The sequence below is a fragment of the Mesorhizobium sp. M0659 genome, assembly GCF_040320605.1.
GTDB lineage: Bacteria > Pseudomonadota > Alphaproteobacteria > Rhizobiales > Rhizobiaceae > Mesorhizobium.
This window is the reverse complement of record NZ_JAMYPY010000014.1, coordinates 142,790-167,215: the sequence shown is the minus strand read 5'-3', so window position 1 is coordinate 167,215 and position 24,426 is coordinate 142,790. Positions and strand designations below refer to the sequence as shown.

General features: G+C 62.6%; 26 protein-coding genes, 1 tRNA gene and 1 pseudogene. 14 read left to right on the top strand and 14 right to left on the bottom strand.

The genetic code is table 11. The features are described from left to right. Positions 1 to 20: 20 nt before the first annotated feature. Complete coding sequence (locus tag NKI31_RS22065; RefSeq protein ID WP_023822338.1) at positions 21 to 380, bottom strand: septal ring lytic transglycosylase RlpA family protein; 360 nt, start codon at positions 378 to 380, stop codon at positions 21 to 23. 310 nt (positions 381 to 690) lie between these two features. On the opposite strand from NKI31_RS22065, the gene NKI31_RS22060 reads away from it, so the two are divergent. After that, positions 691 to 876 carry a hypothetical protein gene (locus NKI31_RS22060; protein WP_023710328.1) on the top strand — a complete coding sequence of 62 codons (186 nt, stop codon included), beginning with the start codon at positions 691 to 693 and terminating at the stop codon, positions 874 to 876. A 232-nt stretch (positions 877 to 1,108) separates the two neighbouring features. Here NKI31_RS22060 and NKI31_RS22055 read toward each other — a convergent pair whose 3' ends face one another. From NKI31_RS22055 to NKI31_RS22040, 4 genes are all read right to left on the bottom strand, one after another. Further along, positions 1,109 to 1,912 carry an ATP-binding cassette domain-containing protein gene (locus NKI31_RS22055; protein WP_023672094.1) on the bottom strand — a complete coding sequence of 268 codons (804 nt, stop codon included), beginning with the start codon at positions 1,910 to 1,912 and terminating at the stop codon, positions 1,109 to 1,111. A 7-nt stretch (positions 1,913 to 1,919) separates the two neighbouring features. Continuing rightward, positions 1,920 to 2,696 carry an ABC transporter permease subunit gene (locus tag NKI31_RS22050; protein WP_023672093.1) on the bottom strand — a complete coding sequence of 259 codons (777 nt, stop codon included), beginning with the start codon at positions 2,694 to 2,696 and terminating at the stop codon, positions 1,920 to 1,922. Beyond that, positions 2,693 to 3,862 (bottom strand): FMNH2-dependent alkanesulfonate monooxygenase, encoded by a 1,170-nt coding sequence (ssuD, locus tag NKI31_RS22045; protein ID WP_023672092.1) that lies wholly within the window; start codon positions 3,860 to 3,862, stop codon positions 2,693 to 2,695. Before ssuD ends, NKI31_RS22050 begins: the two co-directional genes overlap by 4 nt. 69 nt (positions 3,863 to 3,931) lie before the next feature. Continuing rightward, positions 3,932 to 4,885 carry a sulfonate ABC transporter substrate-binding protein gene (locus NKI31_RS22040; RefSeq protein WP_023710329.1) on the bottom strand — a complete coding sequence of 318 codons (954 nt, stop codon included), beginning with the start codon at positions 4,883 to 4,885 and terminating at the stop codon, positions 3,932 to 3,934. A gap of 286 nt (positions 4,886 to 5,171) precedes the next feature. On the opposite strand from NKI31_RS22040, the gene NKI31_RS22035 reads away from it, so the two are divergent. Next, entirely contained in the window at positions 5,172 to 5,459 is a 288-nt protein-coding gene (locus tag NKI31_RS22035) for a GIY-YIG nuclease family protein (RefSeq protein WP_023710330.1), read from the top strand. A gap of 136 nt (positions 5,460 to 5,595) precedes the next feature. On the opposite strand, the gene NKI31_RS22030 is transcribed toward NKI31_RS22035, so the two are convergent. The 4 genes and pseudogenes from NKI31_RS22030 to tauA form a co-directional block, all read right to left on the bottom strand. Beyond that, positions 5,596 to 5,778 carry a hypothetical protein gene (locus tag NKI31_RS22030; RefSeq protein ID WP_023672089.1) on the bottom strand — a complete coding sequence of 61 codons (183 nt, stop codon included), beginning with the start codon at positions 5,776 to 5,778 and terminating at the stop codon, positions 5,596 to 5,598. An 80-nt stretch (positions 5,779 to 5,858) separates the two neighbouring features. Continuing rightward, on the bottom strand, positions 5,859 to 6,719 hold the full coding sequence (locus NKI31_RS22025) for an ABC transporter permease subunit (RefSeq protein ID WP_023702434.1): 861 nt from the start codon (positions 6,717 to 6,719) through the stop codon (positions 5,859 to 5,861). Continuing rightward, complete coding sequence (locus tag NKI31_RS22020) at positions 6,716 to 7,507, bottom strand: taurine ABC transporter ATP-binding protein (RefSeq protein WP_352652529.1); 792 nt, start codon at positions 7,505 to 7,507, stop codon at positions 6,716 to 6,718. Before NKI31_RS22020 ends, NKI31_RS22025 begins: the two co-directional genes overlap by 4 nt. Positions 7,508 to 7,659: 152 nt before the next feature. Next, positions 7,660 to 8,673: pseudogene (gene tauA / locus NKI31_RS22015) on the bottom strand (taurine ABC transporter substrate-binding protein). 231 nt (positions 8,674 to 8,904) lie between these two features. Between tauA and NKI31_RS22010 the strand changes: the two are divergent. From NKI31_RS22010 to NKI31_RS21975, 8 genes are all read left to right on the top strand, one after another. Then, on the top strand, positions 8,905 to 9,066 hold the full coding sequence (locus tag NKI31_RS22010) for a hypothetical protein (RefSeq protein ID WP_023681206.1): 162 nt from the start codon (positions 8,905 to 8,907) through the stop codon (positions 9,064 to 9,066). Between the two features lie 415 nt (positions 9,067 to 9,481). After that, positions 9,482 to 9,958, top strand: a complete 477-nt coding sequence (locus NKI31_RS22005; protein WP_023672084.1) for an RrF2 family transcriptional regulator — start codon at positions 9,482 to 9,484, stop codon at positions 9,956 to 9,958. Between the two features lie 16 nt (positions 9,959 to 9,974). Beyond that, on the top strand, positions 9,975 to 11,342 hold the full coding sequence (locus NKI31_RS22000) for an FAD/NAD(P)-binding protein (protein ID WP_352544568.1): 1,368 nt from the start codon (positions 9,975 to 9,977) through the stop codon (positions 11,340 to 11,342). Positions 11,343 to 11,569: 227 nt separating this feature from the next. After that, positions 11,570 to 13,003 (top strand): pyridoxal-phosphate dependent enzyme, encoded by a 1,434-nt coding sequence (locus NKI31_RS21995; protein ID WP_023710333.1) that lies wholly within the window; start codon positions 11,570 to 11,572, stop codon positions 13,001 to 13,003. Next, positions 13,000 to 14,181: a trans-sulfuration enzyme family protein gene (locus NKI31_RS21990; protein ID WP_023706950.1), complete on the top strand. Its 1,182-nt coding sequence runs from the start codon at positions 13,000 to 13,002 to the stop codon at positions 14,179 to 14,181. Before NKI31_RS21995 ends, NKI31_RS21990 begins: the two co-directional genes overlap by 4 nt. Before the next feature lie 897 nt (positions 14,182 to 15,078). Next, positions 15,079 to 15,360, top strand: coding sequence for a hypothetical protein (locus tag NKI31_RS21985; RefSeq protein ID WP_352652528.1), 282 nt, complete (start codon positions 15,079 to 15,081; stop codon positions 15,358 to 15,360). Continuing rightward, positions 15,329 to 15,739, top strand: a complete 411-nt coding sequence (locus tag NKI31_RS21980) for a HigA family addiction module antitoxin (protein WP_352652527.1) — start codon at positions 15,329 to 15,331, stop codon at positions 15,737 to 15,739. The genes NKI31_RS21985 and NKI31_RS21980 overlap by 32 nt, the downstream gene beginning before the upstream one ends. A 93-nt stretch (positions 15,740 to 15,832) precedes the next feature. Continuing rightward, positions 15,833 to 16,006, top strand: a complete 174-nt coding sequence (locus NKI31_RS21975) for a hypothetical protein (protein WP_352652526.1) — start codon at positions 15,833 to 15,835, stop codon at positions 16,004 to 16,006. Positions 16,007 to 16,035: 29 nt separating this feature from the next. On the opposite strand, the gene NKI31_RS21970 is transcribed toward NKI31_RS21975, so the two are convergent. The 3 genes from NKI31_RS21970 to NKI31_RS21960 all read right to left on the bottom strand — a co-directional run bounded on the left by NKI31_RS21970 (position 16,036) and on the right by NKI31_RS21960 (position 21,434). Further along, positions 16,036 to 16,341: a UBP-type zinc finger domain-containing protein gene (locus NKI31_RS21970; RefSeq protein WP_352652525.1), complete on the bottom strand. Its 306-nt coding sequence runs from the start codon at positions 16,339 to 16,341 to the stop codon at positions 16,036 to 16,038. After that, positions 16,341 to 18,008: an FAD-dependent oxidoreductase gene (locus NKI31_RS21965; RefSeq protein WP_352652524.1), complete on the bottom strand. Its 1,668-nt coding sequence runs from the start codon at positions 18,006 to 18,008 to the stop codon at positions 16,341 to 16,343. The genes NKI31_RS21970 and NKI31_RS21965 overlap by 1 nt, the downstream gene beginning before the upstream one ends. Positions 18,009 to 18,242: 234 nt before the next feature. Next, the gene (locus NKI31_RS21960) at positions 18,243 to 21,434 is read right to left on the bottom strand and encodes an amino acid permease (RefSeq protein WP_352652523.1); all 3,192 of its coding nucleotides are present in this window, start codon (positions 21,432 to 21,434) and stop codon (positions 18,243 to 18,245) included. A gap of 385 nt (positions 21,435 to 21,819) precedes the next feature. On the opposite strand from NKI31_RS21960, the gene NKI31_RS21955 reads away from it, so the two are divergent. Next, positions 21,820 to 22,554 (top strand): hypothetical protein, encoded by a 735-nt coding sequence (locus NKI31_RS21955; protein WP_196814851.1) that lies wholly within the window; start codon positions 21,820 to 21,822, stop codon positions 22,552 to 22,554. 47 nt (positions 22,555 to 22,601) lie between these two features. Here NKI31_RS21955 and NKI31_RS21950 read toward each other — a convergent pair whose 3' ends face one another. Then, positions 22,602 to 22,901 carry a DUF1236 domain-containing protein gene (locus NKI31_RS21950; RefSeq protein WP_023681215.1) on the bottom strand — a complete coding sequence of 100 codons (300 nt, stop codon included), beginning with the start codon at positions 22,899 to 22,901 and terminating at the stop codon, positions 22,602 to 22,604. A 206-nt stretch (positions 22,902 to 23,107) separates the two neighbouring features. Between NKI31_RS21950 and NKI31_RS21945 the strand changes: the two genes are divergently transcribed. The 3 genes from NKI31_RS21945 to NKI31_RS21935 all read left to right on the top strand — a co-directional run bounded on the left by NKI31_RS21945 (position 23,108) and on the right by NKI31_RS21935 (position 24,240). Further along, a complete protein-coding gene (locus NKI31_RS21945; RefSeq protein WP_033001362.1) occupies positions 23,108 to 23,338 on the top strand; it encodes a hypothetical protein in 231 nt (76 codons plus the stop codon). Positions 23,339 to 23,386: 48 nt separating this feature from the next. Beyond that, positions 23,387 to 23,695, top strand: coding sequence for a DUF1236 domain-containing protein (locus NKI31_RS21940; protein ID WP_352652522.1), 309 nt, complete (start codon positions 23,387 to 23,389; stop codon positions 23,693 to 23,695). Between the two features lie 200 nt (positions 23,696 to 23,895). After that, positions 23,896 to 24,240, top strand: a complete 345-nt coding sequence (locus tag NKI31_RS21935; RefSeq protein ID WP_023672069.1) for a low affinity iron permease family protein — start codon at positions 23,896 to 23,898, stop codon at positions 24,238 to 24,240. Between the two features lie 101 nt (positions 24,241 to 24,341). Here NKI31_RS21935 and NKI31_RS21930 read toward each other — a convergent pair. After that, positions 24,342 to 24,426, bottom strand: a tRNA-Leu gene (locus NKI31_RS21930).

Below are 24,426 nucleotides of genomic sequence, written 5' to 3'. Positions count from 1 at the left end.
CGGGCCGGACTTGGACAGATCTAGACGCGCGCCATGCACACCGAGGTATGGCCGGAGCCGATGAAGCCGAGCTGGCCGGCGGCGCCCTTGGACAGGTCGAGCACGCGCCCTTTGATGAACGGTCCACGGTCGTTGATGCGCACGACGACGCTGCGGCCATTATTCTGGTTGGTCACTTTCAACTTGGTGCCGAAAGGCAGGCTGCGGTGCGCGGCGGTCAGCGCCGACGGGTTCATGCGTTCGCCATTGGCGGTCCTGGAATGCAGTGCGTACCAGGAGGCGCGGCCGCACTGGCCGGCGGCGGAGGAGGCGGACGCACCGACCATTAGGCCAGCCGCGACCGTTACCGCGACAAGCGCGGTCTGGTTTGTTTTCTTCATGTTGGGGGGATTGGCTCCGTTTTCGACAGACCCCAGCCGTTAAGTGTCGAATAAGGCAGGAAATGCGGCAAGCATCGGGCAGTTCCGTGGCACTGGCACACGTTTGGAGTCGCTGAGAAACAGTTTGTCAGGCATCTTTCGTGTGGCGCGGCCGTATCGCCGGCGATATTGCGAGCTGTTTCACAGATTCCGTGAGCAAGGCAGGACGTTATAGTACAAGTAGAAGAGAGCGCGATTGGGCGCCGTCCTTTCGCTCTGTCATCACGGTCATGGCGCAGGTGACGATCGACTTCGGAAAGGAATCTTGGCGATGAGACTGTTCAGATATCTGCTGGCGCTGATCGTGCTCGCCATCGGCGCGCTGTGGTCGCTGCAGGGCATTGGCGTGGTCGGCGGCAGTTTCATGACCGGCCAGTCGCAATGGCTCTATATCGGCATCGTGACCATGCTGGTCGGTTTCGCCGGGCTGGTATGGGCGAGCCGTTCGCGGGGGTGAGTTGCGACGAAAAATCGACCCACACAGATCGACCCCCACTCCGTCGAGCTTCGCTCGACACCTCTCCCCGATCGACGGGGGAGAGGAAAGGCGGAGTGGGGAAGGCGCTGGTCAAACCCGCAGTCGCAAACAGGGCCAACCCGGCGAGCAAGAAAACAGCCACCCCATATTGCCGGTCCATTCTGTTACCTATCTATCCGGTTCGGATAGAATGCCCTGCCCGCGATAGGCTCTACCCGAACAGCTGATCCAGAATCCTGCCCTCCAGCCTGGCAAGCTCGACCGAACCACGCCGGCGCGGCCGCGCCACCGACACGTCGAGATCGAGCGCGATGCGGCCCTCGTCGATCACCACCACCCGGTCGGCGAGCGCAACCGCCTCGGCGACGTCATGCGTCACCAGCACGGCGGTGAATTTTTGCTCCAGCCAGATACGTTCCAGAAGCTGCTGCATTTCGATGCGGGTCAGCGCATCGAGCGCGCCGAGCGGCTCGTCGAGCGCCAGGATCCGAGGCTGTCCGATCAGTGCACGCGCCAGCGCCACGCGCTGCTTCTGGCCGCCCGACAGCACCGAGGGCCATTCGTCGGCGCGGTCGGCGAGGCCGACTTCACCCAGGATGGCGAGCGCGCGCCGCCTGGCTTCCGCACCGGTGGCAAGCCCGGTCAGCCCGACCTCGACGTTTTTCACCACGCTGGCCCAGGGCAACAGCCGCGGCTCCTGGAACATGAAGCGGCTCTCTTCGCCAGCGCCGGCCTTGGCTTCCGGCCCGAATGTCAGCGATCCTGCCGTCGGCCGGTCGAGCCCGGCCAGCAGCCGCAAAAGCGTGCTCTTGCCGCAGCCGCTCTTGCCGATGACGGCAACGAACTGCCCGACCGGCACGTCGAGATCGATGCAGTCGAGCACGACCTTGTCGCCAAAGCGCTTTTCCATGCCCTTGAAGGCAAAGGCGCGCTGCCTTTCGACGGCCTCCTCCGGCCGTGACGGTTCCGGCGCGGCGACGAAGGAACGGATGGCGGTCAGGCTGGCGGTTGGCATCGAACCCTCAGGCGTTCTGGAAGGCGGGATGCCAGCCGAGCGACAGCCGCTCGAGCAGGCGGGCGAAGCTGTCGGCAAGCTTGCCGAGCAGCGCATAGATCAGGATCGACAGCACGACCACATCGATCAGCAGGAATTCGCGTGCCTGCATGGCCATGTAGCCGAGGCCGGAACTGGCCGAGATGGTTTCGGCAACGATCAGCGTCAGCCACATGATGCCCAGCGCATAGCGCAGGCCGACGAAGATCGCCGGCAGCGCGCCGGGCAGGATCACCTGAAAAAACAACGCGCGGCGGTCCATGCCGTAGACCCGGCCCATCTCGACCAGCTGCGGGTCGACGCTCTGGATGCCGAGCAGCGTGTTGACGTAGATCGGGAAGAACACGCCGAGCGCCACCAGGAACAGTTTTGCTTCCTCGTCGATGCCGAACCACAGGATGACCAGCGGGATCAGCGCCAGATGCGGGATGTTGCGGATCATCTGCAGCGTCGTGTCGGTCAGGCCGCGGCTGAGCGCCGACAGCCCGTTGGCAAGGCCGAGTGCAAAGCCGATCGAGCCGCCGATGGCAAAGCCGGCCAGCGCACGCAGCGTGCTGACGCCGATGTTTTCGATCAGCTCGCCCGACAGCGTCAGCCGCCAGAAGGCCTCGGCCACCGCGCTCGGCGCCGGCAGCACATTGGCCGGCATCACGCCGGCGCGGCTGGCGGCTTCCCAGCCAATTATGACCAGCGCCGGCAGCAGCCAGCCGATGCCGTTCTGTTTGACGCGCCGGGCAAAACTCACGACGAGGCCTGCAGGCGGTTGGCGCCGTGGAAGCCGACGGCGAATTCATTGGCGATGTTCTCATGCGCCCGTGCCCGCCTGGTGCCCAGGCCGAGACGCGGGAACAGAAGCTCGGCGACACGGTAGGCTTCCTCGAGATGCGGGTACCCAGAGCCGATGATGGTGTCGATGCCGATCGCCTGATACTCGCGGATGCGCTCGACGATCTGCTCCGGCGAGCCGACCAGCGCGGTGCCGGCGCCGCCGCGCACCAGGCCGACGCCGGCCCACAGATTGGGTGACACCACCAGCCGGTCGCGGCGGCCGCCATGCAGTTCGGCCATGCGCCGCTGTCCCACAGAGTCCATCTCCTTGGTGAAGCGGGCCTGGGCATTTTCGATCTGGGCATCGGTGACGTGGCTGATCAGCCGGTCGGCGGCGCGCCAGGCCTCTTCCTCGGTCTCGCGCACGATGAAATGCAGCCTGATGCCGAAACGCAGTTTGCGGCCGCGCCGTTCAGCCTTGTTGCGCGCCGCGCTGAGTTTTTCCGCCACCTGCGCCGGCGGCTCGCCCCAGGTCAGGTACATGTCGACGAGATCGGCGGCGAGCTCCTGGCCGGCATCGGACGAGCCGCCGAAATAGAGCGGCGGCCGCTCCTGTTGCGGCAGAAGATCAAGACGGCCATTGTCGACGCGGTAATATTTGCCGTTGAAGTTGACGCTCTCGCCCGACACCAGCGCGCGCCAGATGGTCAGAAACTCTTGCGCCTGCGCATAGCGCTCGTCATGCGGCAGGAACACGCCATCGCCGGCAAGCTCGGTCGGGTTGCCGCCGACCACGACATTGAGCAGCAGGCGGCCATTGCTCAGCCGGTCGAGCGCCGCCGTCTGGCGCGCCGCGAAGGTGGGCAACGTCACGCCGGGCCGTAGCGCCACCAGGAATTTGAGCTTTTCCGTCAGCGCTGCAAGGCCGGAGGCGGTGATCCACGAATCCTCGCAATTCTGCCCGGTCGGCAAAAGCACGCCGGGAAAGCCGAGCCGGTCGACGGCCTGTGCGATCTCCTTGAAGTAAGCGAACTCCGGCGGCCGCTGCTGCTGTTCGGAGCCGAGATAGGAGCCGTCGCCATGCGTCGGGATGAACCAGAAGAAATCGAGCGGGCCGGCTTGCGGGCTTGATGAAGCGGTCATGGCGAAATCCCTGAGGCTTGAAACGGCAAAGGCGCCGGGGGTTTTCCCCCCGGCGCCACACAAGAAAGTTCAATTGCCCGGTGCGGTCCACACGGCGTCGGAGATGCGCACCGCGTTCGGGATCAGCTTGAGCTTGTAGAAGCGATCGGCTGTCGCCTGCTGGCCGGCGATGATCTCGTCGGTGATCGGGAAGATGCCGAATTTGGTGCGGTTGGCCGCGATCGTCTGTGCATCGAGCGGCACGCCGGTCACCTCATGCAGCGCCGCGGCAACCTTGTCGCGGTTCGCGTCCGCCCATTTCGCCGCCACGCCGAGCGCCGCTATCGTCGTGGTGATCGTCTCCGGATGCGCCTTGGCGAAATCCTTGTTGGCGAGGAAATAGGTGTTCACCTTGAGCACCTCGCTGGAGCGCGCCAGCACGCGCGGCTGGTAGCGTGTCTCGGCGATGGCGTAGAACGGATCCCAGACCGCCCAGGCATCGATCTGGTCGCTGGCGAAAGCCGCCGAGGCATCAGCCGGGCTGAGATAGACCGGGGTGATCTGGTCGAAGGGGATGTTTGCTTTTTCGAGTGCCGCGACCAGCAGATTGTGCGCGCTGGTGCCTTTGCCGACGCCGATGCGCTTTCCCTTGAGGTCAGCGAGCGACTGGATCGGCGATGCCGGCTTGACGAAGATCGCTTCGCCGTCGCCATTGGCTGGCAGTGCCGCCGCATAGACGATGTTGGCGCCGGCCGACTGGCCGAAGATCGGCGGTGCGTCGCCGGTCCAGCCGACATCGATGGCGCCGACATTGAGCGCCTCGACCAGCGGCGGGCCGGCGGTGAATTCGACCCATTTCACCACGACACCCTTGTCGCTCAGCGCCTTCTCGATCACCTGCTGCTGCCGGGCGATGACCGGCAGGCCGGTCTTCTGATAGCCGATGTTGAGCTGCTTCAACTCCTGCGCCGAGGCACTGAGCGAGGCGGAAATGCCCGCCGCCAACAGGCCGATGCCGAAAACGCGTCTGGTCAGGCTGAACATGATCCGTCTTCCTTCGCTGCGAACCGGCGCCGGGAAGGGCTCCCTGCCGTGGATGAGAGACAAGGCTAGGTAGGTCTATAAATTTAGTAGAGAAACGATTTTGCGAGTTGGCTGCTTGACGTGGAAATATTTTCTTCAGAACCCAGCGCTCGTCATCCTAGGGCGAAGCAAGGAGCGAAGCGACGCGGCGCAGACCCTAGGATCCATGCCGTGACGTTTGCCGTAGAGTGGAACGGATCAGAATGTCGCTTGTGCGCGGACCGAGGCTCGATACCCTGAAAAAACCATGACCGGCTACGTCTACATGACTGCAAGCCAAAAACGCGGCACGATCTACATCGGCGTCACCAACGATCTCGCCCGCCGCATGCCTGAACACAAATCCGGCCAGGGCGCAGGCTTCACCAGCCGCTACGGTGTTCAACGGCTGGTCTGGTATGAGGAATTCTTCGACATCACCGATGCCATTCAACGCGAGAAGTCGCTGAAGCGATGGCCGAGACAGTGGAAGATCGAACTGATAGAGAAGGCCAATCCGGAGTGGTTTGAGCTGTTTCGCGGAACCGGGTGGTAGGCGCCCGGTTTGTTGCTCCCCTGGAGCGTAGCATCAGCGTCTCGGCATGGATCCTAGGGTCTGCGCCGCGTCGCTTCGCTCCTTGCTTCGCCCTAGGATGACGAAATCGCGAAGGCTGGCGCTAATCACCATCACCTCACTGCGACCAATACTGCCAGGCCCAGTAAAATCCCTCGTCGCGTGGCGGCAGGCGGTCGCGTTCGGCGTCGAGTTGCACCGGGGCCGGCGATTTCGGTTGCGGCTGCGACGACGAGTTCTCCCGCCAGGCGAGCAGCCAGTTGCCGAGATGGGCGAACAGCACCGCGGTGGACTGGGTCATGACATCACTCCTTCTGTTCCGGGGTCGGCGGTCGCCGTGCTGCGAAGGGAAGCAGCCGGTCAAACCGGCAGAACTTGTTGTCATTCCTTTCCCGCCCACGGAACCAGCTGACGCTCGATTCGGCGGATAATGAATTCCAGCACGAAGGCTATTGTCGCGATCACCACTATTCCCATCACCACGACATCGGTGACCAGGAACTGGGCGGCCGACTGGATCATGAAGCCGAGGCCGCGCGTTGCCGCCACCAGCTCGGCTGCAACCAGCGTCGACCAGCCGGCGCCGAGCGCGATGCGCAGGCCGGTGAGGATCGACGGCAGCGCGCTGGGCAGGATGACATGGCGCACCACTTGGCGCTGCGTCGCACCAAGCGAACGGGCCGCATCGATGCGCTCCTTTGAGACACCGCGCACGCCCGAGGCCGTCGACAGCGCCACCGGCGCCAGCATGGCGATTGCGATCACCAGGATCTTTGACGGCTCGCCGATGCCGAACCAGATGATGACCAGCGGCAGATAGGCGAGCGGCGGGATCGGGCGCAAAAATTCGAGCAGCGGATCGAAGATGCCGCGCCCAATGGTGCTGATGCCTATGGCGAGACCGACGGGCACGCCGACGATGATGGCCGCGACCAGCGCCGCGAACACGCGGCCGAGGCTGGCGACGATGTGCTGGAGCAAAGTCGCGTCGACGAAGCCGTCCTTGATCACCACGATGAACTTGGTCCACACGGCGGCGGGCGACGGCAGGAACACCGGCGACACCAGTTGCAGGCGCGCAGACAGCGCCCATGCCGCCAGCACGGCCAGGATGGTGACGGCGCTGATCGCCCGCGAGGAAACCCCGCGCCGCTTCCGCACCGGCCGCGACCACGGCACCGAAATGGCATCGGCCTCGCCGGTCCCGGTGGCCGGCCGCTCGCTGTAGGAGGTTACGCTCATGCCGCCTCTCCTTCGAAGATCGCATCGGTCAGCTCGCCGCGCGCCGCGGCAAAGGCTGGATCGGCCTTGATGGCGCGGATCGGCTCGCCTGCGGCATAGCGCCGGCTGAAGCCGGTTTCGAATGTCCGCACCACATGGCCAGGTCCCGGCGCGAGCACGACGATGCTTGTGGCCAGCACCAGCGCCTCCTCGATGCCATGCGTGACCATCAGCACGCCAACCCGGCTTGCGGTCCACAGGTCGAGCAGCGTCGTCTGCATGCGCTCGCGCGTCAGCGCATCGAGCGCGCCGAGCGGTTCGTCGAGCAGCAGGAATTCCGGTTCGGCGGCAAGCGCACGGGCGAGGCCGACGCGCTGGCGCATGCCGCCGGACAATTCCCAGATGCGTTTGTCGCCGACGCTGTCGAGCTTGACCAGCGCCAGCAACTGGTCGGCGCGGCGCGCCCGCTCGGCTTGCGGCACGCCGCGTAGCCTGAGCGCAAAGGCGACGTTTTCACGAGCCGTCAGCCAGGGAAACAGCGCATCGTTCTGGAACACGATCGCCCGGTCGGAGCCTGGGCCGGTGATCGGCCTGCCGCCGATCGTGGCGACCCCGCGCGCGGGTTCGACCAGGCCGGCGGCGACATTGAGCAGCGAGGTCTTGCCGCAGCCGGAGCGGCCGACCAGCACGACGAAATCACCCTTGGCGACATCGATGGAAACTCGGTCGACCGCCGGCGCTGCTTGGCCGTCATAGTGAACCGAGACCTTGTCGAGTACGAGATGCGGGTCGAGTACGAGATGCGGCATGAAAAGGGGCTCCGGAAGAAAATCAGCCTGCCCCGGCCCGGTTAAGCGGATCCGGGACAGGCAGCACGCGGCGTCAGGGAAGAAGAACCGCGCGTGGCACTAGAGCGCCGCGTGCCGCTGGGGCACGAAAAGGACGCTCTAAAACTCAGCTGTCAGTTCGAGGCCAGAGCCTCGGTCACGTATTTCGACGACACGTATTTCGAATAGTCGGGCAGCACGGCGTCGATCTTGCCCTGCTCCTTGAGGAAGGCCGAGGCTGCCTCGATCGCCTTGACCGTGCCGCCGCCGAGGAATTTGTCGGAAGCCTGCTCTTCCAATGTCGGGAAGACGTAACCCTTGAGGAGCTGCGGCACCTCTTCCAGTTTGGCGCCGGTGATCTTGGCGATCTTGGCCGCTTCCGGCGACGAAACCGACCATGCCTCGGGCTTGGCCAGGAACTGGGCATAGGATTCGCCGGTCACCTTGACGAAATCGCGCACGGCGTCCGGGTTCTTTTCGGCGAAGTCGGTGCGCACGATCCAGGCGTCAAAGGTCGGCGCGCCCCAGGCGGCAACCTGCGAGGAATCCAGCACCACCTTGCCTGTCGTCTTGATCTGGCCGAGCGCCGGATCCCAGACATAGGCCGCGTCTATGTCGCCGCGAGCGAACGCGGCGGCTATTTCCGGTGGCCTGAGATTAAGGATTTCGACCGACTTCGGGTCGACGTTTTCGTGCTTCAGCGCGGCAAGCAGGCTGTAATGCGTGGTCGACACGAACGGCACCGCCACCTACTTGCCGGCGAGGTCGGCGATCTTCTCGATGCCGGATCCATTGCGGGCGACCAGCGCCTCGGACTGGCCGATCAGGCCGACGACAAAGATGGTCTGGATCGGCAGTTCGCGGCTGGCGGCCGCGGCCAGCGGACTCGAGCCGACATAGCCGATATCGACCGAACCGGATGCGACGGCGGCGATGACATCGGCGCCGGAATCGAATTTGCGCCAGTCGATCGTGGCCTTGGTCGCCTTTTCATAGGCGCCGTCGGCCTGCGCTACTTTGGAAGGTTCGACCACCGTCTGGTAGCCGATGGTGATGTTGAGGTCCTGCGCCTGGGCCGGGCCGAGGAAGGCCGCACCCGCCAAAGCTGCCGACGACAGGAGGACAATGCGTCGCGAAATGCTGGACATGAAAGGCTCCATGAAAAATGAGAAAAACCGGATGCCTGTTCATAGTCAGCTAATTCTATCATTCTTGTAGAGTTAAATCCTTCCAAGCAAGAAGCACTTGTTAGAAAAAAACCACCGGCTGATGCGGGCGCGGTGACCGGCCCGTGCCGAACCGTGCGCAAACGCAAACGGCGCCCCCAAGGTGCTGAAGAGTTGGTGGTCCTGCCAACCCTCCTACGGAAGAGGCCTGATTTGGTGCTCGGCGCGCCGCTTGCGGCCTGCCGCAGGATCGATGTCGAGCCGTTGAGCCTCACCGACTTCCGCAGCGACGGCCACCGCTGGATGCTGCGGTCAAGCGGCGTGCCGGTGGCCGCCAAGGCCGCCCGGCCTCAGAGCGGCAAGGCGGCGTCCTGATATCGGGCGCAGGGCGGCGCCCGAGTTGTCGGGAGTCATGTTTCGCCGATCCGCGGGCTGCGACCCAAAATTCCCGGCAAAGCCCCAAATGGCGCAAATCCATGCTGTAAAAGACGGTTGATTTGAAAACACGTTCCGCGTGTTCGAGGGTAAGTATAGTAATCTTATCGACATTGGGAGCAGGAGCCGCCGCTCATCGCCGCAATCGCTCGCGGCTGGCTGTGACCTTAACGGCACAAAGCCTTGCTAAAGTGGCCCCTGCGGCGTGAAAACGAAGCAAAATCAAGGTTTCTCGGCTTGTATATCATGTCAGTAGAATTTATGTGTCGAAGCAGCTTGCACGCGGCGGGGAGGCACGTCAGGCGTTTCGCAACCGATGGTTTGGGCCATCGCCTGACAGAGAAACATTCGGTCTATGCTCACCAAAAAAGGCAAGTACGGCCTCAAGGCGCTGGTCCATCTGGCGCATCTGCCGGTGGGACAGCTCGCCTTCGTCGGCGACATCGCCAGCGGCAACAACATCCCGAAGAAATTCCTCGACGCCATTCTGGGCGAATTGCGCAATGCCGGTTTCGTCCAGAGCCGCAAGGGCAAGGATGGCGGCTATCGCCTGGCGCGCCCGGCCGACGAGATCAAGGTCGGCCATGTCGTGCGCGTCCTCGACGGACCGCTGGCGCCCATCCCCTGCGCCAGCCGCACCCAGTATCAGCGCTGTGAAGACTGCAATGAGGCGACATGCCAAGTCCGACATCTGATGCTCGAGGTCCGGCAGGCGATCGCCGAGGTGCTCGACCAGCGCACGCTGGCCGAGATGCGCGACATCGTCCTCGACGACCTTCCGGTCGCGAGGGACATCGACGAGCTTGCGCCGGCGCAAAAGGTCCCCGCCTGATCCTGAGCGTGCTCGCATGAGCGTCGCGCGCGCCAATTCGATCATCCGCAGCTCGATCATCATCGTCGGCGGCGGCGCCAGCGGCGTCGTGCTTGCCGCGCATCTGCTGAAGTCGCCCAACCCGGACCTTCGCGTCACGCTGATCGAAAAGCGTCCGCATTTCGGCCAGGGCATCGCCTATTCGACGCTCTTATCGGCGCACGTGCTGAATGTCAGCGCCGCGGGGATGAGCGCCTATGCCGACGATCCCCTGAATTTCTGGCGTTGGTTGCAGGGGCGCGGCCTGATAAGCCAGGAACAGACGCCGCAGACACCCTTCTATGCACCGCGCAGCGTCTATGCCCGCTACCTCAAGGAAGTGCTCGACGAACTCGAAGCGCGCGAAAAGGAAACCGGCCGTCTCAGGCTGATTCGCGAGGAAAGCCTGTCGATCTCGCCGACATCGTCCGGTGTCGAAGTGGTGCTGGCCAACGGCACCAGCGTCGTCGCGCATCTGGCGGTGCTTGCCACCGGCCACGACGAGCAGCCCGGCGCCGGCCAAGGTCATGCCATCCGCATGGGCACCGAGGCCGACACAGCGCTCGATCCTGAAGCCCGCGTGCTGGTGCTGGGCACCGGGCTCAGCATGGTCGATGCCTTCCTGTCGCTCGAGCAGCGCGGCCATCGCGGCGAGATCGTCGCCGTGTCGCGGCGCGGCCTGCTGCCGGCGCCGCACCGCAAGGGCAACCCGATCAAGCTCGACGTCGCCGACATTCCGCTCGGCACGCAGCTCTCCTATTTCGTCGGCTGGTTCCGCGACCTAATCCGAGAAAACCAGAAGGCCGGCATCGACTGGCGCGACGTCGTCGATGGGCTGCGACCCTTCAACCAGAAGATCTGGCAGAACTGGCCGTCCTCGGCCAAGCGCCGCTTCGTCGAGCACACCAAGGCCTGGTGGGACATCCATCGCCATCGGCTGGCGCCCGAGGTGCATGCCCGCGTCACCGAGGCGGTGCGCACCGGCCGCATCCGCCCGGTCGCCGGCCGTGTCGTCGGCATCGAGGCCGGCGATGGATTCACCGTCGGCATCCAGTCCCGCCACACAAAGGCGCTGGAAACGCTGCAGGTCGCCCGCATCTATGATTGCACCGGCATCGCCCGCGATATCTCGACGACGTCGAACAGCGTCGTGCGCTCGCTGGTCGACCGCGGCCTGGCGCGGCCCGACCCGCTGCGGCTTGGTCTCGATGTCACAGCCAAATGCGAAATCATCGCCGGCGACGGCACCGCATCGGCCAAGATCCTCGCCGTCGGGCCGCTGACCCGCGGCACCTTCTTCGAGATCGACGCCATCCCCGATATCCGAGTCCAGTGTGCGCGGCTGAGCAAGCAGCTGCTGGGGTAAAGCTGTTGACGTCGGTGGGATAGCACGCCCCTCAGAGGGGGGTGGGAAGGATCGCTACGGAGGGTGTTGGGCTTGAGTCCAAAGCCGGCCTAAAACTGGAATTCCATTCCCCCTCTCGCCGGTTGATTGGCACGATCTACCTTCTTTCCGACTGCAAACGGCCGGAAAAGAAGCTACGCTGCCGCTCTGCCCCCGAGGCGGTCGCTTGTTCAAGGGAGCACATCGATATGAGCGAGCACGGAAAAGCTGCGCCAGGCAGTTCGGACGGCGCGTTATCCCGCCTGCGTCCGCCCTACGCCTCGGTGCTCGACCTCATCGGCCAGACGCCGGTGGTCGAACTGACCAAATTCGACACCGGCAAGTGCCGGCTGTTCATCAAGCTCGAAAGCCAGAATCCAGGCGGCTCGATCAAGGACCGCATTGCGCTGTCTATGATTTCCGCGGCCGAGAAGGAAGGCAAGCTCAAGCGCGGCGGCACCATCGTCGAGGCGACCGCCGGGAATACCGGCCTCGGCCTCGCCCAGGTCGGCATCCCCAAGGGCTACCGCATCATCCTCGTCGTGCCCGACAAGATGTCGCGCGAAAAGATCCAGCATCTGCGCGCGCTCGGCGCCGAAGTGCGCATGACGCGCTCCGATGTCGGCAAGGGCCATGCCGAATATTACCAGGACATGGCCGAGAAGATCGCATCGGAAACGCCCGGCGCCTTCTACGCCAACCAGTTCGCCAACCCGGCCAACCCCGAGGCGCATGAGACCACCACCGGACCGGAAATCCTTGCCCAGCTCGATGGCGACCTCGACGCCGTGGTCGTCGGCGTCGGCTCCGGCGGTACGCTGACCGGGCTTGGCCGCTACTTCGCCAGAACATCGCCGAAGACCGAAATGGTGCTGGCCGATCCCGTCGGATCGGTGCTGGCGCCGCTGATCAAGACCGGCAAGATGGAAGAGGCCGGCAGCTGGACCGTCGAAGGCATCGGCGAGGATTTTGTGCCGCCCAATGCCGATCTGTCGCTGGTCAGGAAAGCCTATTCCATCCCAGACAAGCAGAGCATGCTGGCCGTGCGGGACCTGCTTTCGAAGGAAGGCATTCTCGCCGGCTCGTCTTCCGGCACGCTGCTGTCGGCCGCGCTTCGCTATTGCCGCGAGCAGACGACAGCAAAACGCGTCGTCACCTTCGTCTGCGACAGCGGCAACAAATATCTGTCCAAGGTGTTCGACGATTTCTGGCTGGCCGAGCAGGGGCTGGCCGAACAGGAACAGCATGGCGATCTGCGCGACCTCGTCATGCGCTCGCACCGCACCGGCGACACCGTTTATGTCGGCCCCGACGAAAGCCTGCTCAACGCCTATGGCCGCATGCGCCGCTCCGATGTCTCGCAGCTGCCGGTGCTGGACAACGGCAAGCTGGTCGGCATTATCGATGAGGGCGATATATTGGCCAAGGTCGACGGCCCCTATGAAGGCCGCTGGGACCGCTTCAACGCTCCGGTGCGCACCGCCATGACCTCCAATCTGCACACGCTGCAGGCCAGCCAGACGCTGGATGCGCTGCTGCCGGTGTTCGACCGCAACGAGGTCGCCATCATCTTCGATGGCGACGAGTTCGTCGGCCTGATAACCCGTATCGACCTGATCAACCATTTGAGGCGCGCACGATGACTGCTGAAACATCCCCATCGGGCAAGAACCGCCTGGCTTTTTCCACGCGCACCATCCATGGCGGCCAGAGCCATGACCCGCTGACCGGCGCGGTGATGGTGCCGATCTACGCGACCTCGACCTATGGCCAGCAGTCGCCCGGCGTGCACAAGGGGTTTGAGTACGCCCGCAGCCAAAACCCGACCCGCTTTGCCTTCGAGCGCGCGGTGGCCGATCTCGAGAGCGGCTCGGCCGCCTTTGCCTTTGCTTCCGGCCTGGCGGCGATCTCGACCGTGCTCGAGCTGCTCGACAGCGGCGCCCATATCGTTGCAACCGACGACATCTATGGCGGCTCGTTCCGGCTGATGGAGCGGGTGCGCAAGCGCTCGGCCAATCTGCAGGTGAGTTTTGTGGACTTCACCGATCTGGCGGCGGTGGAAGCAGCGATTCGCCCGGAGACAAAACTGCTCTGGGTCGAAACTCCGACCAATCCGCTGCTGCGTATCGTCGACCTCGAAGGCGTTGCGGCACTCGCCAGGCGCAAAGGGGTTTTGACGGTCGCCGACAACACGTTCTGCAGCCCCTACATCCAGCGGCCGCTGGAACTCGGCATCGACATCGTCGTCCACTCGACGACAAAATATCTCAACGGCCATTCCGACATGGTCGGCGGCGTCGCCATCGTCGGCGACAACAAGGATTTGGCGGCCCAGCTGAAATTCCTGCAGAACGCCATCGGCGCCATCTCCGGTCCCTTCGACAGTTTTCTCGCGCTGCGCGGCATCAAGACACTGGCGCTCAGGATGGAGCGGCATTCCACGAACGGCCTGAAGATTGCGCAGTGGCTGGAGGCGCGAAAAGATGTGCGCCGCGTCGTCTATCCCGGCCTGGCCAGCCATCCGCAGCACGCCATCGCCGTCCAACAGATGCATGCCTTCGGCGGCATGATCTCGGTCGACCTCGACCGCGACCTCGCCGGCACCAAACGCTTCCTCGAACGGACGCAATTGTTCACGCTGGCTGAAAGCCTCGGCGGCGTCGAAAGCCTGATCGAACATCCGGCGCTGATGACGCACGGCTCGATCCCGGCCGAAAAGCGCGCGGAAATCGGCATTTCGGATTCGCTGGTGCGGTTGTCGGCGGGGATAGAGGATGGCGATGATCTGATCGCCGACCTGGACCAGGCGCTAAGGGGGTAGGGTGCGGGGCGGACCAATTTTTCAATCGAGGTATTGAACTGTGTAGTGATGTGCACTACATCAGCACAATGCAAATATCGGTCGAAAATTTGATTCTTGTGAGTCCGGAGGTGAACCGATCCCTTCGGAGCATACGCACTTTTTCCGAATTTTCGTGGCGACGATTCGAGAAACAGGGAGGGGGCATTTATGTGTCCGACTCTCTCGAGAAGCTTCAGCCCCAGATTACGCAATGGCATTTTCGTTCTGATTTGGCAGTCCAAGTCGAACACCTGCTGCCTGCGGCTGCCCTGTCCACCAAGCCTACTGAAAGCGCCTTGCGTGAAACATGGACAGCGGCTGCCTCGCTCAACGTTCTTAGCGCTATTGCCGATCAGCAGGATGTCTTCGCCCGCTTGGGGGAGTATCTCTGCCGAAAAGGAAGCGCTCGCCCGCTATATGACTTTCTGACCAAAGTTCAGGCGGCTGAGGGCAAATTCAGAGGTCCAAAATGGCTGCCGGACCGGAGCTTTAAGTTATCGGTTCCTTCCATAGATCGCGCGGCTCAGTCAGACAGCGTATCTTTCTATGATTTTGGAGGGGCTGACAGCCATATTTCTCTGTCAACCCGGCGTGTCCGAGCGCTTTTCGATGAGATATTTGCGTCGTCCTCTATGTGTGACGATAATTTTACGCCGGCTGAAGCATTTCTACAGCAAGTCTCGGAACGGTTCTCAGAAATTATTGCACTGGTAGCCATCGTTATTAGATTCCGACCTCAGCCTATCGCTTACAGCGTTTCATCCACAAGAGATTTCGTTCTACGCCATATTCTCTGCACCGGCACCCCGCCACCGTCTCTGTGCCTTGCGTCGCAGCATGTGCAATCAGAACAAGAGGGTCGCAGAGGAAGTTCAAATGCGCCGTTTCAAAGATCCGGGGACCGAAGAGGTTTCCCATTCAAGGTTTTGCGAAGTTTTCCCAGAAGAAATTCGTACGGAAGCTCACGAAACTATCCGCCTGCTGATGGCAGCAACCTCTCTTCAAGACGTTGGAGTCATTGGCAAAATCTCACGCTGGGCGAATTATCCTGGCAAATTCGGGCTCTGCATTCAGCGTAGGTGGTTTGTCACCTTCAAGTGGAGCGATGATTTTGGAGCGTATGAAATTGGCATCGAACGTCGGCATTCATCTGAATAATAGTCGTTTTCGAACGGCTGCTGAAGCACTTCGGCCCGGCAGGGTTTTGCGAGATAAAATTCTCGCCGGGTCGAACATTACCCAAGAGCAACTTGCGGACGCGATGGGCGTGTCTCGGTATTCAGTCAACCAAATTGTGAATGGCCGCCGGTCGATAACAGCCGAGATGGCAATACGTCTCTCAGCCGTGACCAGCACTTCCCCCCAATTTTGGCTCAATCTACAGATGGAACTCGATCTATGTCAGGCTAGGGCAGAGCTTGGCGATACGACTAGCAAGCTTAAGGTATTGCGTCGTCCACTTGATGAAGCGTCTCTGTTTGTCGACGAGGAGCCGGAGGGTAAGGGCTCGGACGCTGTATGGCGACTTGATCGCTAAGCTTTGAGCTTGCTCGTTAACACAATCGGAGGGGGTTGCTTAACTCTTCGCCGCTATGTCCCGCCCCGGGGAGGCATGGCGAGAGTGAGTGTGATGGACAACAACCCGGAAAAGCGCAGCGAATGGCGCGCCATTTTTTATGTGCAGGCCCGCGTGGCCATCCTGTTCGTCCCGGTCGTCGCCAGTCTTCTGATCATTGCCGCACTTGCCGGCAACGACCACAGTCCCGACGCCCTCGACCGCACGGTTACTGGCTCGGTGAAATAGGGGCAGCGGTCGGCCGACAGTCGGCCGCCTCAGAAAAACTTCGGGATCGGGCCGTTCTGCGGCGTCACGTCGCCTTCCAGGTCGATGAACGCCTCGTCGACAAAGCACCAGGCCCAGCCTTCCGGCGGGTCGTAGCCTTCGATGATAGGGTGCTTGGTGGCGTGGAAATGCTTGGTGGCGTGGCGGTTGGGCGAGTCGTCGCAGCAGCCGACATGGCCGCAGGTGCGGCAGAGCCTGAGATGCACCCACATGGAGCCGCTCTTCAGGCACTCCTCGCAGCCGAGCGCGCTCGGCGCCACCGTCTTGATGTCGCGCGTGTGTTTGCATTCATCCATTATGCTCTCCTGGCCAGTTCGGGCGCTGCTGCGTCGGGTCGCGCGAGATAGGCGTGCAAGGCAGCCACCACCTGGGCGCCTTCGCCGACGGCGGCGGCGACCCGCTTGACCGAGCCTGCGCGCACGTCGCCGATGGCGAACACGCCGCTGCGGCTGGTCTCCATCTGGCCCGCCCCTATGTCGGCGCCGGTGCGCACGAAACCCCTGGCGTCGAGCGCGATATCGCACCCAGCCAGCCAATCGGTGTTGGGGTCGGCGCCGATGAACAGGAAGAGATGCTGGATCGGCCGCATCTCGACGCCGCCGGGGTTGCGCCAGCGCAACTGGGTGAGATTGCCGCCTTCGCCTTCCAGCGCCTCGATCTCGGTCTCGCCAAGCACCTCGATGTTGGGTTGCGCCTCGATACGCTCGACCAGATAGCGCGACATGGTTTCCCTGAGGCCGCCGCGGCGCGCCAGCATCGTCACCTTGCGCACCTGGCTGGCGAGATAGACGGCCGCCTGCCCCGCCGAATTGCCGGCGCCGACCAGCGCCACTTCTTGCCCTATGCATAGCCGCGCTTCGATCGGCGAGGCCCAGTAATGCACCGACGTGCCCTCGAACTCGGCCAGCTTGGCGATGTCGAGGCGGCGGTAGCGGGCGCCGCTGGCGATCACCACCGTGCGCGCGCGCAGGCTTTCACCGTCGCCGACGGCGAGCGTGTAGCCCTCGCCTGCTGCACCGAGCAGCTTGGCCTCGTCGGGGATGAGTATTTCAACGCCGAATTTCTGCGCCTGGTTGTAGGCGCGCGCCATCAGCGCCATGCCGGAAATGCCGGTGGGGAAACCCAGATAGTTCTCGATGCGCGCGGAGGCGCCGGCCTGGCCGCCGAAGGCGCGGCAATCGAGCACGATGGTCGACAGCCCTTCGGATGCCGCATAGACCGCGGCCGCCAGCCCCGCCGGCCCGGCGCCGACAATGGCGACGTCATAGACCATGTCGGGATCGATCGGCCGCAGCAGGCCGATGCAGCGGGCAAGTTCGGTTTCGCCGGGATTGTGCATCAGCTTGCCGTTGGGGCAGAGCACGATCGGCAGATGGTGCGGGTCGACATGAAAATGCTCAATCAGCGTCTTGGCGCACGGGTCGCTGTCGGAATCGAGCGCGCGGTGCGGCTGGCCGCTGCGGCGCAGAAACCCCTGCAGCCGCAGCGTGTCGCCATTGCCGGCCGGGCCTACGACGATCGGTCCGCTGCTGCCACTTTCCAGGAGCCCGACGCGGCGCAGGATCAGCGCCCGCATGATCCGCTCGCCAAGGCTTGCCTCCTGCACCATCAGGTCGCGCAGCCGCTGCGAGGGGATGACGAAGGCCTCGACCGGCTCGGCCGCCTCCGCATTGACCAGCGACGGCCGGCTGGAAAGCTGCGCCAGCTCGCCGATGAAATTGCCTGGGCCATGGGTGACGATGGTCTCGCGCCGGCCGGGCCTGACATCCTGGGTGATATCGGCCGTGCCCGACAGGATGACGATCAGCCCCGGCGCCACAGTGCCGGCGGTGACGATGTGCTCGCCGGCGGCATAGGAACTCGCCTCGCCGAACCGGCGCATGCGCTCGATATCGGCGTCGCCCAGGATGGGAAACATCTGGTCGCGGCGGGTGACGGTGATCGGCTGGGTGGGTGGGGCCATAGGTAGAACGTAGCGCCGAGACGGCCGGGTTTGAAGTGGTTTGTTGGAGGACTGGCCGGAAGGGGAGGTGGCTCCCGCGCCAACTGGTTCGGATGCTTCGCATGGCCCCGCGCTGCAAGGCAAACAGCGCGCCGACCAGTGCGACCTTTATAAGGGCGAGCCCGAGCAGTACCGTCGGCAGTCCTCGCTCACCGGTGTGTTGCAGGAGCAGCGCGCCGACGAACGGCGCCGCGGCTATCGCGTTACGCCAAGCGCCTGGGGTGCGGTGGTATCCTCGGGCTCCCCGAAGGCAGATCCCGGCGAAAGCCCATTCGTCACATCTTTGTAGAGCGCTATCGGATGCGGGCGCCCCACCAGATATCCTTGGATTTCGGGACATCCTTCCCTCATCAGGAAGGCACGCTCGTCCTCTGTTTCGACACCCTCCGCGATGACAGGCAAGGCCAGCGCATTCCCCAGGCTGAGTATCGTGCGCACGATGGCGGCCGATTGGACATTCGAACCAACACCCGAAACAAAACTGCGATCGATCTTGATCTTGTCGAATGGAAACGCCTGCAGCGAGGACAGTGAGGCATACCCGGTGCCAAAATCATCCATCGAGACCCTGACGCCCAACGCCTTCAACCTCCGCAAAACCGACAAGGCAGTTGCCCGGTCGCGGATGAGAACCCCTTCCGTGATTTCCAGTTCCAGCCGCCCCGGAGCAAGGCCGGTCTCGTAGAGGATAGAATGAACGAGGCCTACCAGGTCCCCGAAACGGAATTGCACGGGAGAGAGGTTGACGGCGATCTGCAGCGGTGAGGGCCAGGAGGCCGCGTCTCTGCACGCCTGCCTGAGCGTCCATTCACCTATCTCAACGATCGTGCCATCCTGTTCGGCAAGCGAGACAAACGCGTTTGGGGAGATGAGCCCATGCTTTGGATGGTGCCATCGGGCGAGTGCCTCGAAACCAAAGATTTCGCCGTCCATCCTGGCTTGCGGCTGATAATGAAGCACAAGTTCGCCATGGGCGACCGCAGAGCGCAAATCTCGCTGCAAGGCGTAGCGCTCTCTTAGCCGCCTATCCATCTCAGGATCGAAGAATTGCACCATTCGACGACCGTCCGCCTTGGCCCGGTAGAGCGCTGCGTCGGCATTTGCCATCAGCGCCGCGGCATTCTCTCCGTCTTTCGGATAGATCGCGGCGCCGATGCTCACCCCGATCGAAATGTGCTGGCCCCGGATTTCGAATTTGCCTGCCGCCGATTCGAACAGACGGTCCGCAACATCCTTGGCACTCGCGGACCGGTCATCCATGGTCAGGACAACCGTGAACTCGTCGCCGCCCATGCGCGCGATAAACGCCTCAGGCGCCGCGGTTTGGAGACGCCGGGAGATGGTGCAAAGCAGATCGTCGCCGGCGGCGTGCCCGAAAACGTCGTTCGCCTCTTTAAAATGGTCAAGGTCGATGCTGAAGACGGCAAAGCTGGCGTGCGTTGCTTTTGCGCGCTCGAGCGTCGTGGCCAGGTGTGCTGCAAGCGCGGCTCGGTTCGCCAGGCCGGTAAGCGGATCGTGGTGCGCGAGATGCGCGATTTCCTCGTGCCGTGCCATCAGTTCGGTGCGCGCTACGTTCATGTTCTCGCGCGCGTCGTCCAGGCCGTGGGCGGCTTCCCTCACCTTGTCCTGGAGCAGGTTGAAGCTTTCGGCCATCTCTCCAAGTTCGTCACGAGAGTTTACCGTAACCGGCATGATATTCACGGAGGCATGCGCCGCAGCGAGGTCTCCCCGCCCCAGGGCGACCATGGCGAGAGAGAAATCCTTCAGCGTTCCGGATGTCAGACGCTTTGCCGCGTTGCTCACCTCGGTCGCCGAATGGGTGATCATTCCCGGCAAGATCAGGCCAACGCTGATGGTCAGCAGCGCGACAACGACAAAAATGTCCTCCAGCGCGGCGACCAATGAAGTGTCGCCTTGGGGAACGCTGCCGATCGCCAGGAAATAGCCGGCACCGTCAAGCACGAGCACAAAAAGCATGGCTCCGGTAAGCTTCAGGTGAAGCGTATGTGGCAGCAAGGGTAGACCGAGTGCGTATCGATCCTCCATCGTGCGCCAGGCGTAGAGCGCAGCACCCGAATATGCCAAAGCCAGACCGAACAGGACGGTAGGAAGGCCAAATTGCTGAAATCCCAGTATGGCGGTCAACAGCCATATTGCAGCCGCGCCTACGCCAAGGATGATCGTTCCCCTGGGAGCCCGGAAGGGTCGCTCGGCTTCGGGACTGTCACGGCGCAAGAGCCAGACTGCGATGTTTGGCATGCAGATGCTGATCAGGTACGTGAAATTGGCCGCGGCGATCATCCAGAGCGGATACCCGCACAGCATGAAGCCGATTGCCGCGGCAGCTGTGAGCAGCGTTGCCGCCCAGGGACAATCTGTTGAGGTGCGCCTGGCCAGGAAGCTCGGCAGCAGGCCGTCTTCGCTCAGCTGCGCAAGGGTCCGCGCGGCGCCTGCCAATGGCTGCAACGTTCCATGGAACATGTTCAGCATGATGAGCCAGATGGCGGCCGCCTTGCCGAAACTCCCCAACAAGGGCGCAAAGGTAGGCCCAAGAGCTATGGCGAGGTCGGTGCCGAGCGGCTCCGGCCCGAGCACACCCAGCCAGACAACCGGCAGGACCAGGAAATAGACGCCGGCCATTGCGGCGCTGGCCCACATCGCCAGAGGAATGTTGCGGTTGGGATCGATGGTTTCGCCAACATGGCAGGCTGCAGCCTCAAATGCCGGTGCGGCAAACCCGATCAGGTACAGTCCCGCCATCACCGACGTGATGTCGCCGAACAGGCCGGTAAACGGGCTGGTCAGGGCAAAATCCGTCGCCTGCCGCCAGTCGACCGAGCCACTGATGACCGGGACGAGGGATGAGAGAAACGCAAGCGTCGCGGAGGCCGTGGCGATCGGGATCGCCAGTTGGACCACCCACTTGATTCCACACAGGTTGACCGCCGTAAAGAATGCGATAAGCCCGCAGGCGACCGCCTCCACGGGGAGGCCCGGCAGGTACCATTGCTGGATTGCAGACGCTGAAAGAACCGCTGTCAGTCCGCAGGTCGGCACCCAACCCCACCAATAGCAGGTGCCCGTCAGAGCCGAGAGAACGGGACTGTAAGGTCGGAAGGCTTCGGCGCACGCTGCGGAGATACCGCCGACGCGGTTTGGCCACATGAGAACCAATTCGGTCCACGCCGGTGCGGCGGCCCAGCTTAGAAGCAGACCAACAACGAGCAAAGGAACCGCGGCGCTTCCTTGCCCGGGAATATTCCCCTGGCCGACAAAAAGGGCGGCAATCAGAAACAGGCTTTGATTGCTGCCACCCATGGCGAGCGCTGTCGTGCCCATCCATCCCAAGGTTCTCGGGTGCGGTCGTGAAGGCGTGAGGCCCGGCATTCAGAGACATCCATTCGAGTGCGGAGCGCTGTCTGACTGGGAAATGTAACCTGCGGAGATATGTCTGTCGAACGTCACGCTCCCAAGTCAAAGTTGGACCTTAGGCGAGACATATTAAGACTTCCTACCAAACCAGATCCGCCTGATGATCACTGTCAACTTGCGGTGGCTGCGGTTCAATCATGCTGATGCCGGCCCCAAGGCCTTGATCTCCTCAGATCTGGGATGTCATTTCCAATTTTATCTATCGCCCACTATGGAAGAGCGATCGAATAGTCGCGAATACAGCCTAATATCGATTATTATCGACAAATCTCGTGATTGCGGCGCTATCATCCGAAGGCGGCTGAAATCGACTGTAGATCGCTAATCACATTGACCGCTTTTGACTTCGTACCTCGCCATCGCGGGCAAAGACCGAGACTTCACGCCGTGCCTCAAGCTGGAGCTAACTTGTGCGAGCACGCCCATAGCCCTGCGTTGCAGGGCAAACAGCGCGCCGACCACGCTGGGCGCGGCGGTCGGCCTCGGCGCGCTGGTGGGTCCTTCCCAGGCCGGCGCCCGTACGGTCGATATGGCGATCGCTCGCTACCATCATCCGATCTGCACCAAACTGGCCTCGGTGACATTTCTGACCATAGGCGTGGCGACGCTCTGGACCGGCCTGCCCGGTTCTGCCGGCCGCGGTGATTTTCTATGGCGCCCGCATCGGCTAGCATGGCCGAGTATCGTCACATGCGGCGACATGGTGTTCTGGACGATGCTTGAGCACGACGCGACCTCGCCAGCGGGCACGCCTTCGACGCCGGCCCGTAGCAGGAATGTGTTCAGCACCAGAACACTTGGGATCAGCGTTGCGGGAGCCTGCACACGTGAGTACTCCGCCTCACAAGCCTTCCGGCTGGTCCTCGAGGACGAACGACGCTGCAATCAGGTCATCGCCACTGATGCGGCCACTGCCGCCAACCATGATGGATGCGACTTTCTGAAAGGTCTTCATGTCGGCCTCTGTTATGCGCGCATCGCGCATTCTCGCCCTGAGAGAACCCAAGCGGGTATCAAGGGCTGGCGATGTCTCGACGTCATCGATCATCTTCGATCATCCTGGAGCGCAATGTGAAATCCGCTGCCCGCCGCCATGGCCGGCGGCGGGCGGCAGCTATTCGATCAGTCGTAGACCTTCACAATTTTCCGGGTGCTGGGATCGACCAGGACGGTGCGGTTGTCGACCACGACGTAGCGGTATTTGACGTTGGGAACTTCGTGCAGCTCGACCGTATCAGGCAAGGCACTGCCGACGTTCAGCTCCACGCCCGGGATCTTCACCGAAGCCAGCGGCTGCTTTTTCACGTATTCGCGGACGACCGTATCCTGCTCCGGTGTGATGACGACATCCTGAGCTGCGGCGGCGCCGACCCCAGCCAAAAGCAACAAGCCTGCAGCGGCACTTGCAAAGTGGATTTTCATGGTTTTCTCCTCGCGTAATCCGGCGACGGCACCACGCCTGTTCGCCGAGGGACCGAACTTGAGATCAGCCAGATTGTTCCTGTGACTTCAGTCCGCGGCGAACCAGACCAAAGTCGGATATCAGCTAAGACCCAAGTCCCGAGGCGGAACGTTCAAGCGGGGCAGGCGTTTCCCAAATGCAACTAAATAAAACAGGAGAGGAACACATGGCAGACGGCCCAACTGTTGTTAATTCTGGGGGTGGCGGCGGCACTGCGATTGCTGTTGTTCTTGCACTTATTGCGGTCGTAGTGTTGCTTATTTTTACCGGCGTCATCAATATCCGCGGCGACGGCGGCAAGGATATCAACGTCAAGGTTGAAGCGCCAAAGGTGGAAGCTCCGGCTGCACCTGCAAAGCCTGCGGCACCTGCCCCAGCCCCTGCGAGTGGCGGCTGATCTGCTCGTATCCACGCCTTCAAACTGACCTATGAAAAGGAAATTCCCATGACCAGGTATTTCGTCAGCGCCGCCGGCGCCCTCGTCCTTATGGCGGGCATCGGCACCTCGTTTGCCGAGGATGTTATTGTTCTCAAGCCCGAACAACAGACGGTCGTTCCCGAATATATCCATAAGCAGAAGCTGGCCTCAGTCAGTTTGCTCGGCGTCGAACTCAACGTCGGCACGGCACTTCCCGACACTGTCGAGCTCCACGCAATCAACGTTCCGGATGTCCGCTACAAGTATACGGTTGTCGGAGATCACGCGGTTCTCGTCGATCCCGACACGCGCAAGGTCGTGCAGATCATCGAGTAACGCGCGAGCCCGCCGCTCCGATCAGGAGCGGCGGGCTTTGGCTGCGCTGTGAAGGCTCTATGGGCGGCCGTTTTCTGAACGGGAGGATGTCTGATGTTTAGCGACAAGGAAACTTGGGTCCTGGAAGCTGCCTTACTCGCGGCAATTCCAATTTGCGTAGCCGTCACCGCACTCGTGGCATTTTTGACCGCGGCCTGGATATGAACCGCTTTCTCTTTGTGATGGGCGACTTTCTATCCCGGCCACCGGGCTTCTATGTCCTTCTTGTAGCCATGCTGCTCTGTACTGCGTTGGTGCCATTCGGCCTGACGAATGTGGTCACCTACGCATTGTCGGTAGCGGCCATCGTGATCACCGGCGTTGTGCTGATCCAGGGTTACCGCGACACGGCCGCCATTCACGCCAAGCTTGATGAGATTATCGTTTCGCTGAATGAGACCAGAAACGATGTCGTCGGCTTGGAGCATGCCGAGCCGGAGGAGATTCGGGAGAAGCTCCAGACACTCGAAGAAGAAGCAATGAAAGCGGTTCGCCCGCCGCATTGACCCTCCGCTGGACAATCTGTCATCCATCAGCAAAAAAGCCCGGGAACCGGGCTTTTTTGCTTCGCGTCTAAATCATTTCGGACTTATCCGAAACGGGAATTTGGTGCCCAGAAGAGGACTCGAACCTCCACTCCTTGCGGAACACGGACCTGAACCGTGCGCGTCTACCAATTCCGCCATCTGGGC

Excerpts from the sequence above, each read along its gene's own strand:
- NKI31_RS22065 (WP_023822338.1), bottom strand. The coding sequence starts at position 380 with ATGAAGAAAACAAACCAGACCGCGCTTGTCGCGGTAACGGTCGCGGCT.
- NKI31_RS22060 (WP_023710328.1), top strand. The coding sequence starts at position 691 with ATGAGACTGTTCAGATATCTGCTGGCGCTGATCGTGCTCGCCATCGGC.
- NKI31_RS22055 (WP_023672094.1), bottom strand. The coding sequence starts at position 1,912 with ATGCCAACCGCCAGCCTGACCGCCATCCGTTCCTTCGTCGCCGCGCCG.
- ssuD (WP_023672092.1), bottom strand. The coding sequence starts at position 3,862 with ATGACCGCTTCATCAAGCCCGCAAGCCGGCCCGCTCGATTTCTTCTGG.
- NKI31_RS22040 (WP_023710329.1), bottom strand. The coding sequence starts at position 4,885 with ATGTTCAGCCTGACCAGACGCGTTTTCGGCATCGGCCTGTTGGCGGCG.
- NKI31_RS22035 (WP_023710330.1), top strand. The coding sequence starts at position 5,172 with ATGACCGGCTACGTCTACATGACTGCAAGCCAAAAACGCGGCACGATC.
- NKI31_RS22030 (WP_023672089.1), bottom strand. The coding sequence starts at position 5,778 with ATGACCCAGTCCACCGCGGTGCTGTTCGCCCATCTCGGCAACTGGCTG.
- NKI31_RS22025 (WP_023702434.1), bottom strand. The coding sequence starts at position 6,719 with ATGAGCGTAACCTCCTACAGCGAGCGGCCGGCCACCGGGACCGGCGAG.
- NKI31_RS22020 (WP_352652529.1), bottom strand. The coding sequence starts at position 7,507 with ATGCCGCATCTCGTACTCGACCCGCATCTCGTACTCGACAAGGTCTCG.
- NKI31_RS22005 (WP_023672084.1), top strand. The coding sequence starts at position 9,482 with ATGCTCACCAAAAAAGGCAAGTACGGCCTCAAGGCGCTGGTCCATCTG.
- NKI31_RS22000 (WP_352544568.1), top strand. The coding sequence starts at position 9,975 with ATGAGCGTCGCGCGCGCCAATTCGATCATCCGCAGCTCGATCATCATC.
- NKI31_RS21995 (WP_023710333.1), top strand. The coding sequence starts at position 11,570 with ATGAGCGAGCACGGAAAAGCTGCGCCAGGCAGTTCGGACGGCGCGTTA.
- NKI31_RS21990 (WP_023706950.1), top strand. The coding sequence starts at position 13,000 with ATGACTGCTGAAACATCCCCATCGGGCAAGAACCGCCTGGCTTTTTCC.
- NKI31_RS21985 (WP_352652528.1), top strand. The coding sequence starts at position 15,079 with ATGCGCCGTTTCAAAGATCCGGGGACCGAAGAGGTTTCCCATTCAAGG.
- NKI31_RS21975 (WP_352652526.1), top strand. The coding sequence starts at position 15,833 with ATGGACAACAACCCGGAAAAGCGCAGCGAATGGCGCGCCATTTTTTAT.
- NKI31_RS21970 (WP_352652525.1), bottom strand. The coding sequence starts at position 16,341 with ATGGATGAATGCAAACACACGCGCGACATCAAGACGGTGGCGCCGAGC.
- NKI31_RS21965 (WP_352652524.1), bottom strand. The coding sequence starts at position 18,008 with ATGGCCCCACCCACCCAGCCGATCACCGTCACCCGCCGCGACCAGATG.
- NKI31_RS21960 (WP_352652523.1), bottom strand. The coding sequence starts at position 21,434 with ATGCCGGGCCTCACGCCTTCACGACCGCACCCGAGAACCTTGGGATGG.
- NKI31_RS21950 (WP_023681215.1), bottom strand. The coding sequence starts at position 22,901 with ATGAAAATCCACTTTGCAAGTGCCGCTGCAGGCTTGTTGCTTTTGGCT.
- NKI31_RS21945 (WP_033001362.1), top strand. The coding sequence starts at position 23,108 with ATGGCAGACGGCCCAACTGTTGTTAATTCTGGGGGTGGCGGCGGCACT.
- NKI31_RS21940 (WP_352652522.1), top strand. The coding sequence starts at position 23,387 with ATGACCAGGTATTTCGTCAGCGCCGCCGGCGCCCTCGTCCTTATGGCG.
- NKI31_RS21935 (WP_023672069.1), top strand. The coding sequence starts at position 23,896 with ATGAACCGCTTTCTCTTTGTGATGGGCGACTTTCTATCCCGGCCACCG.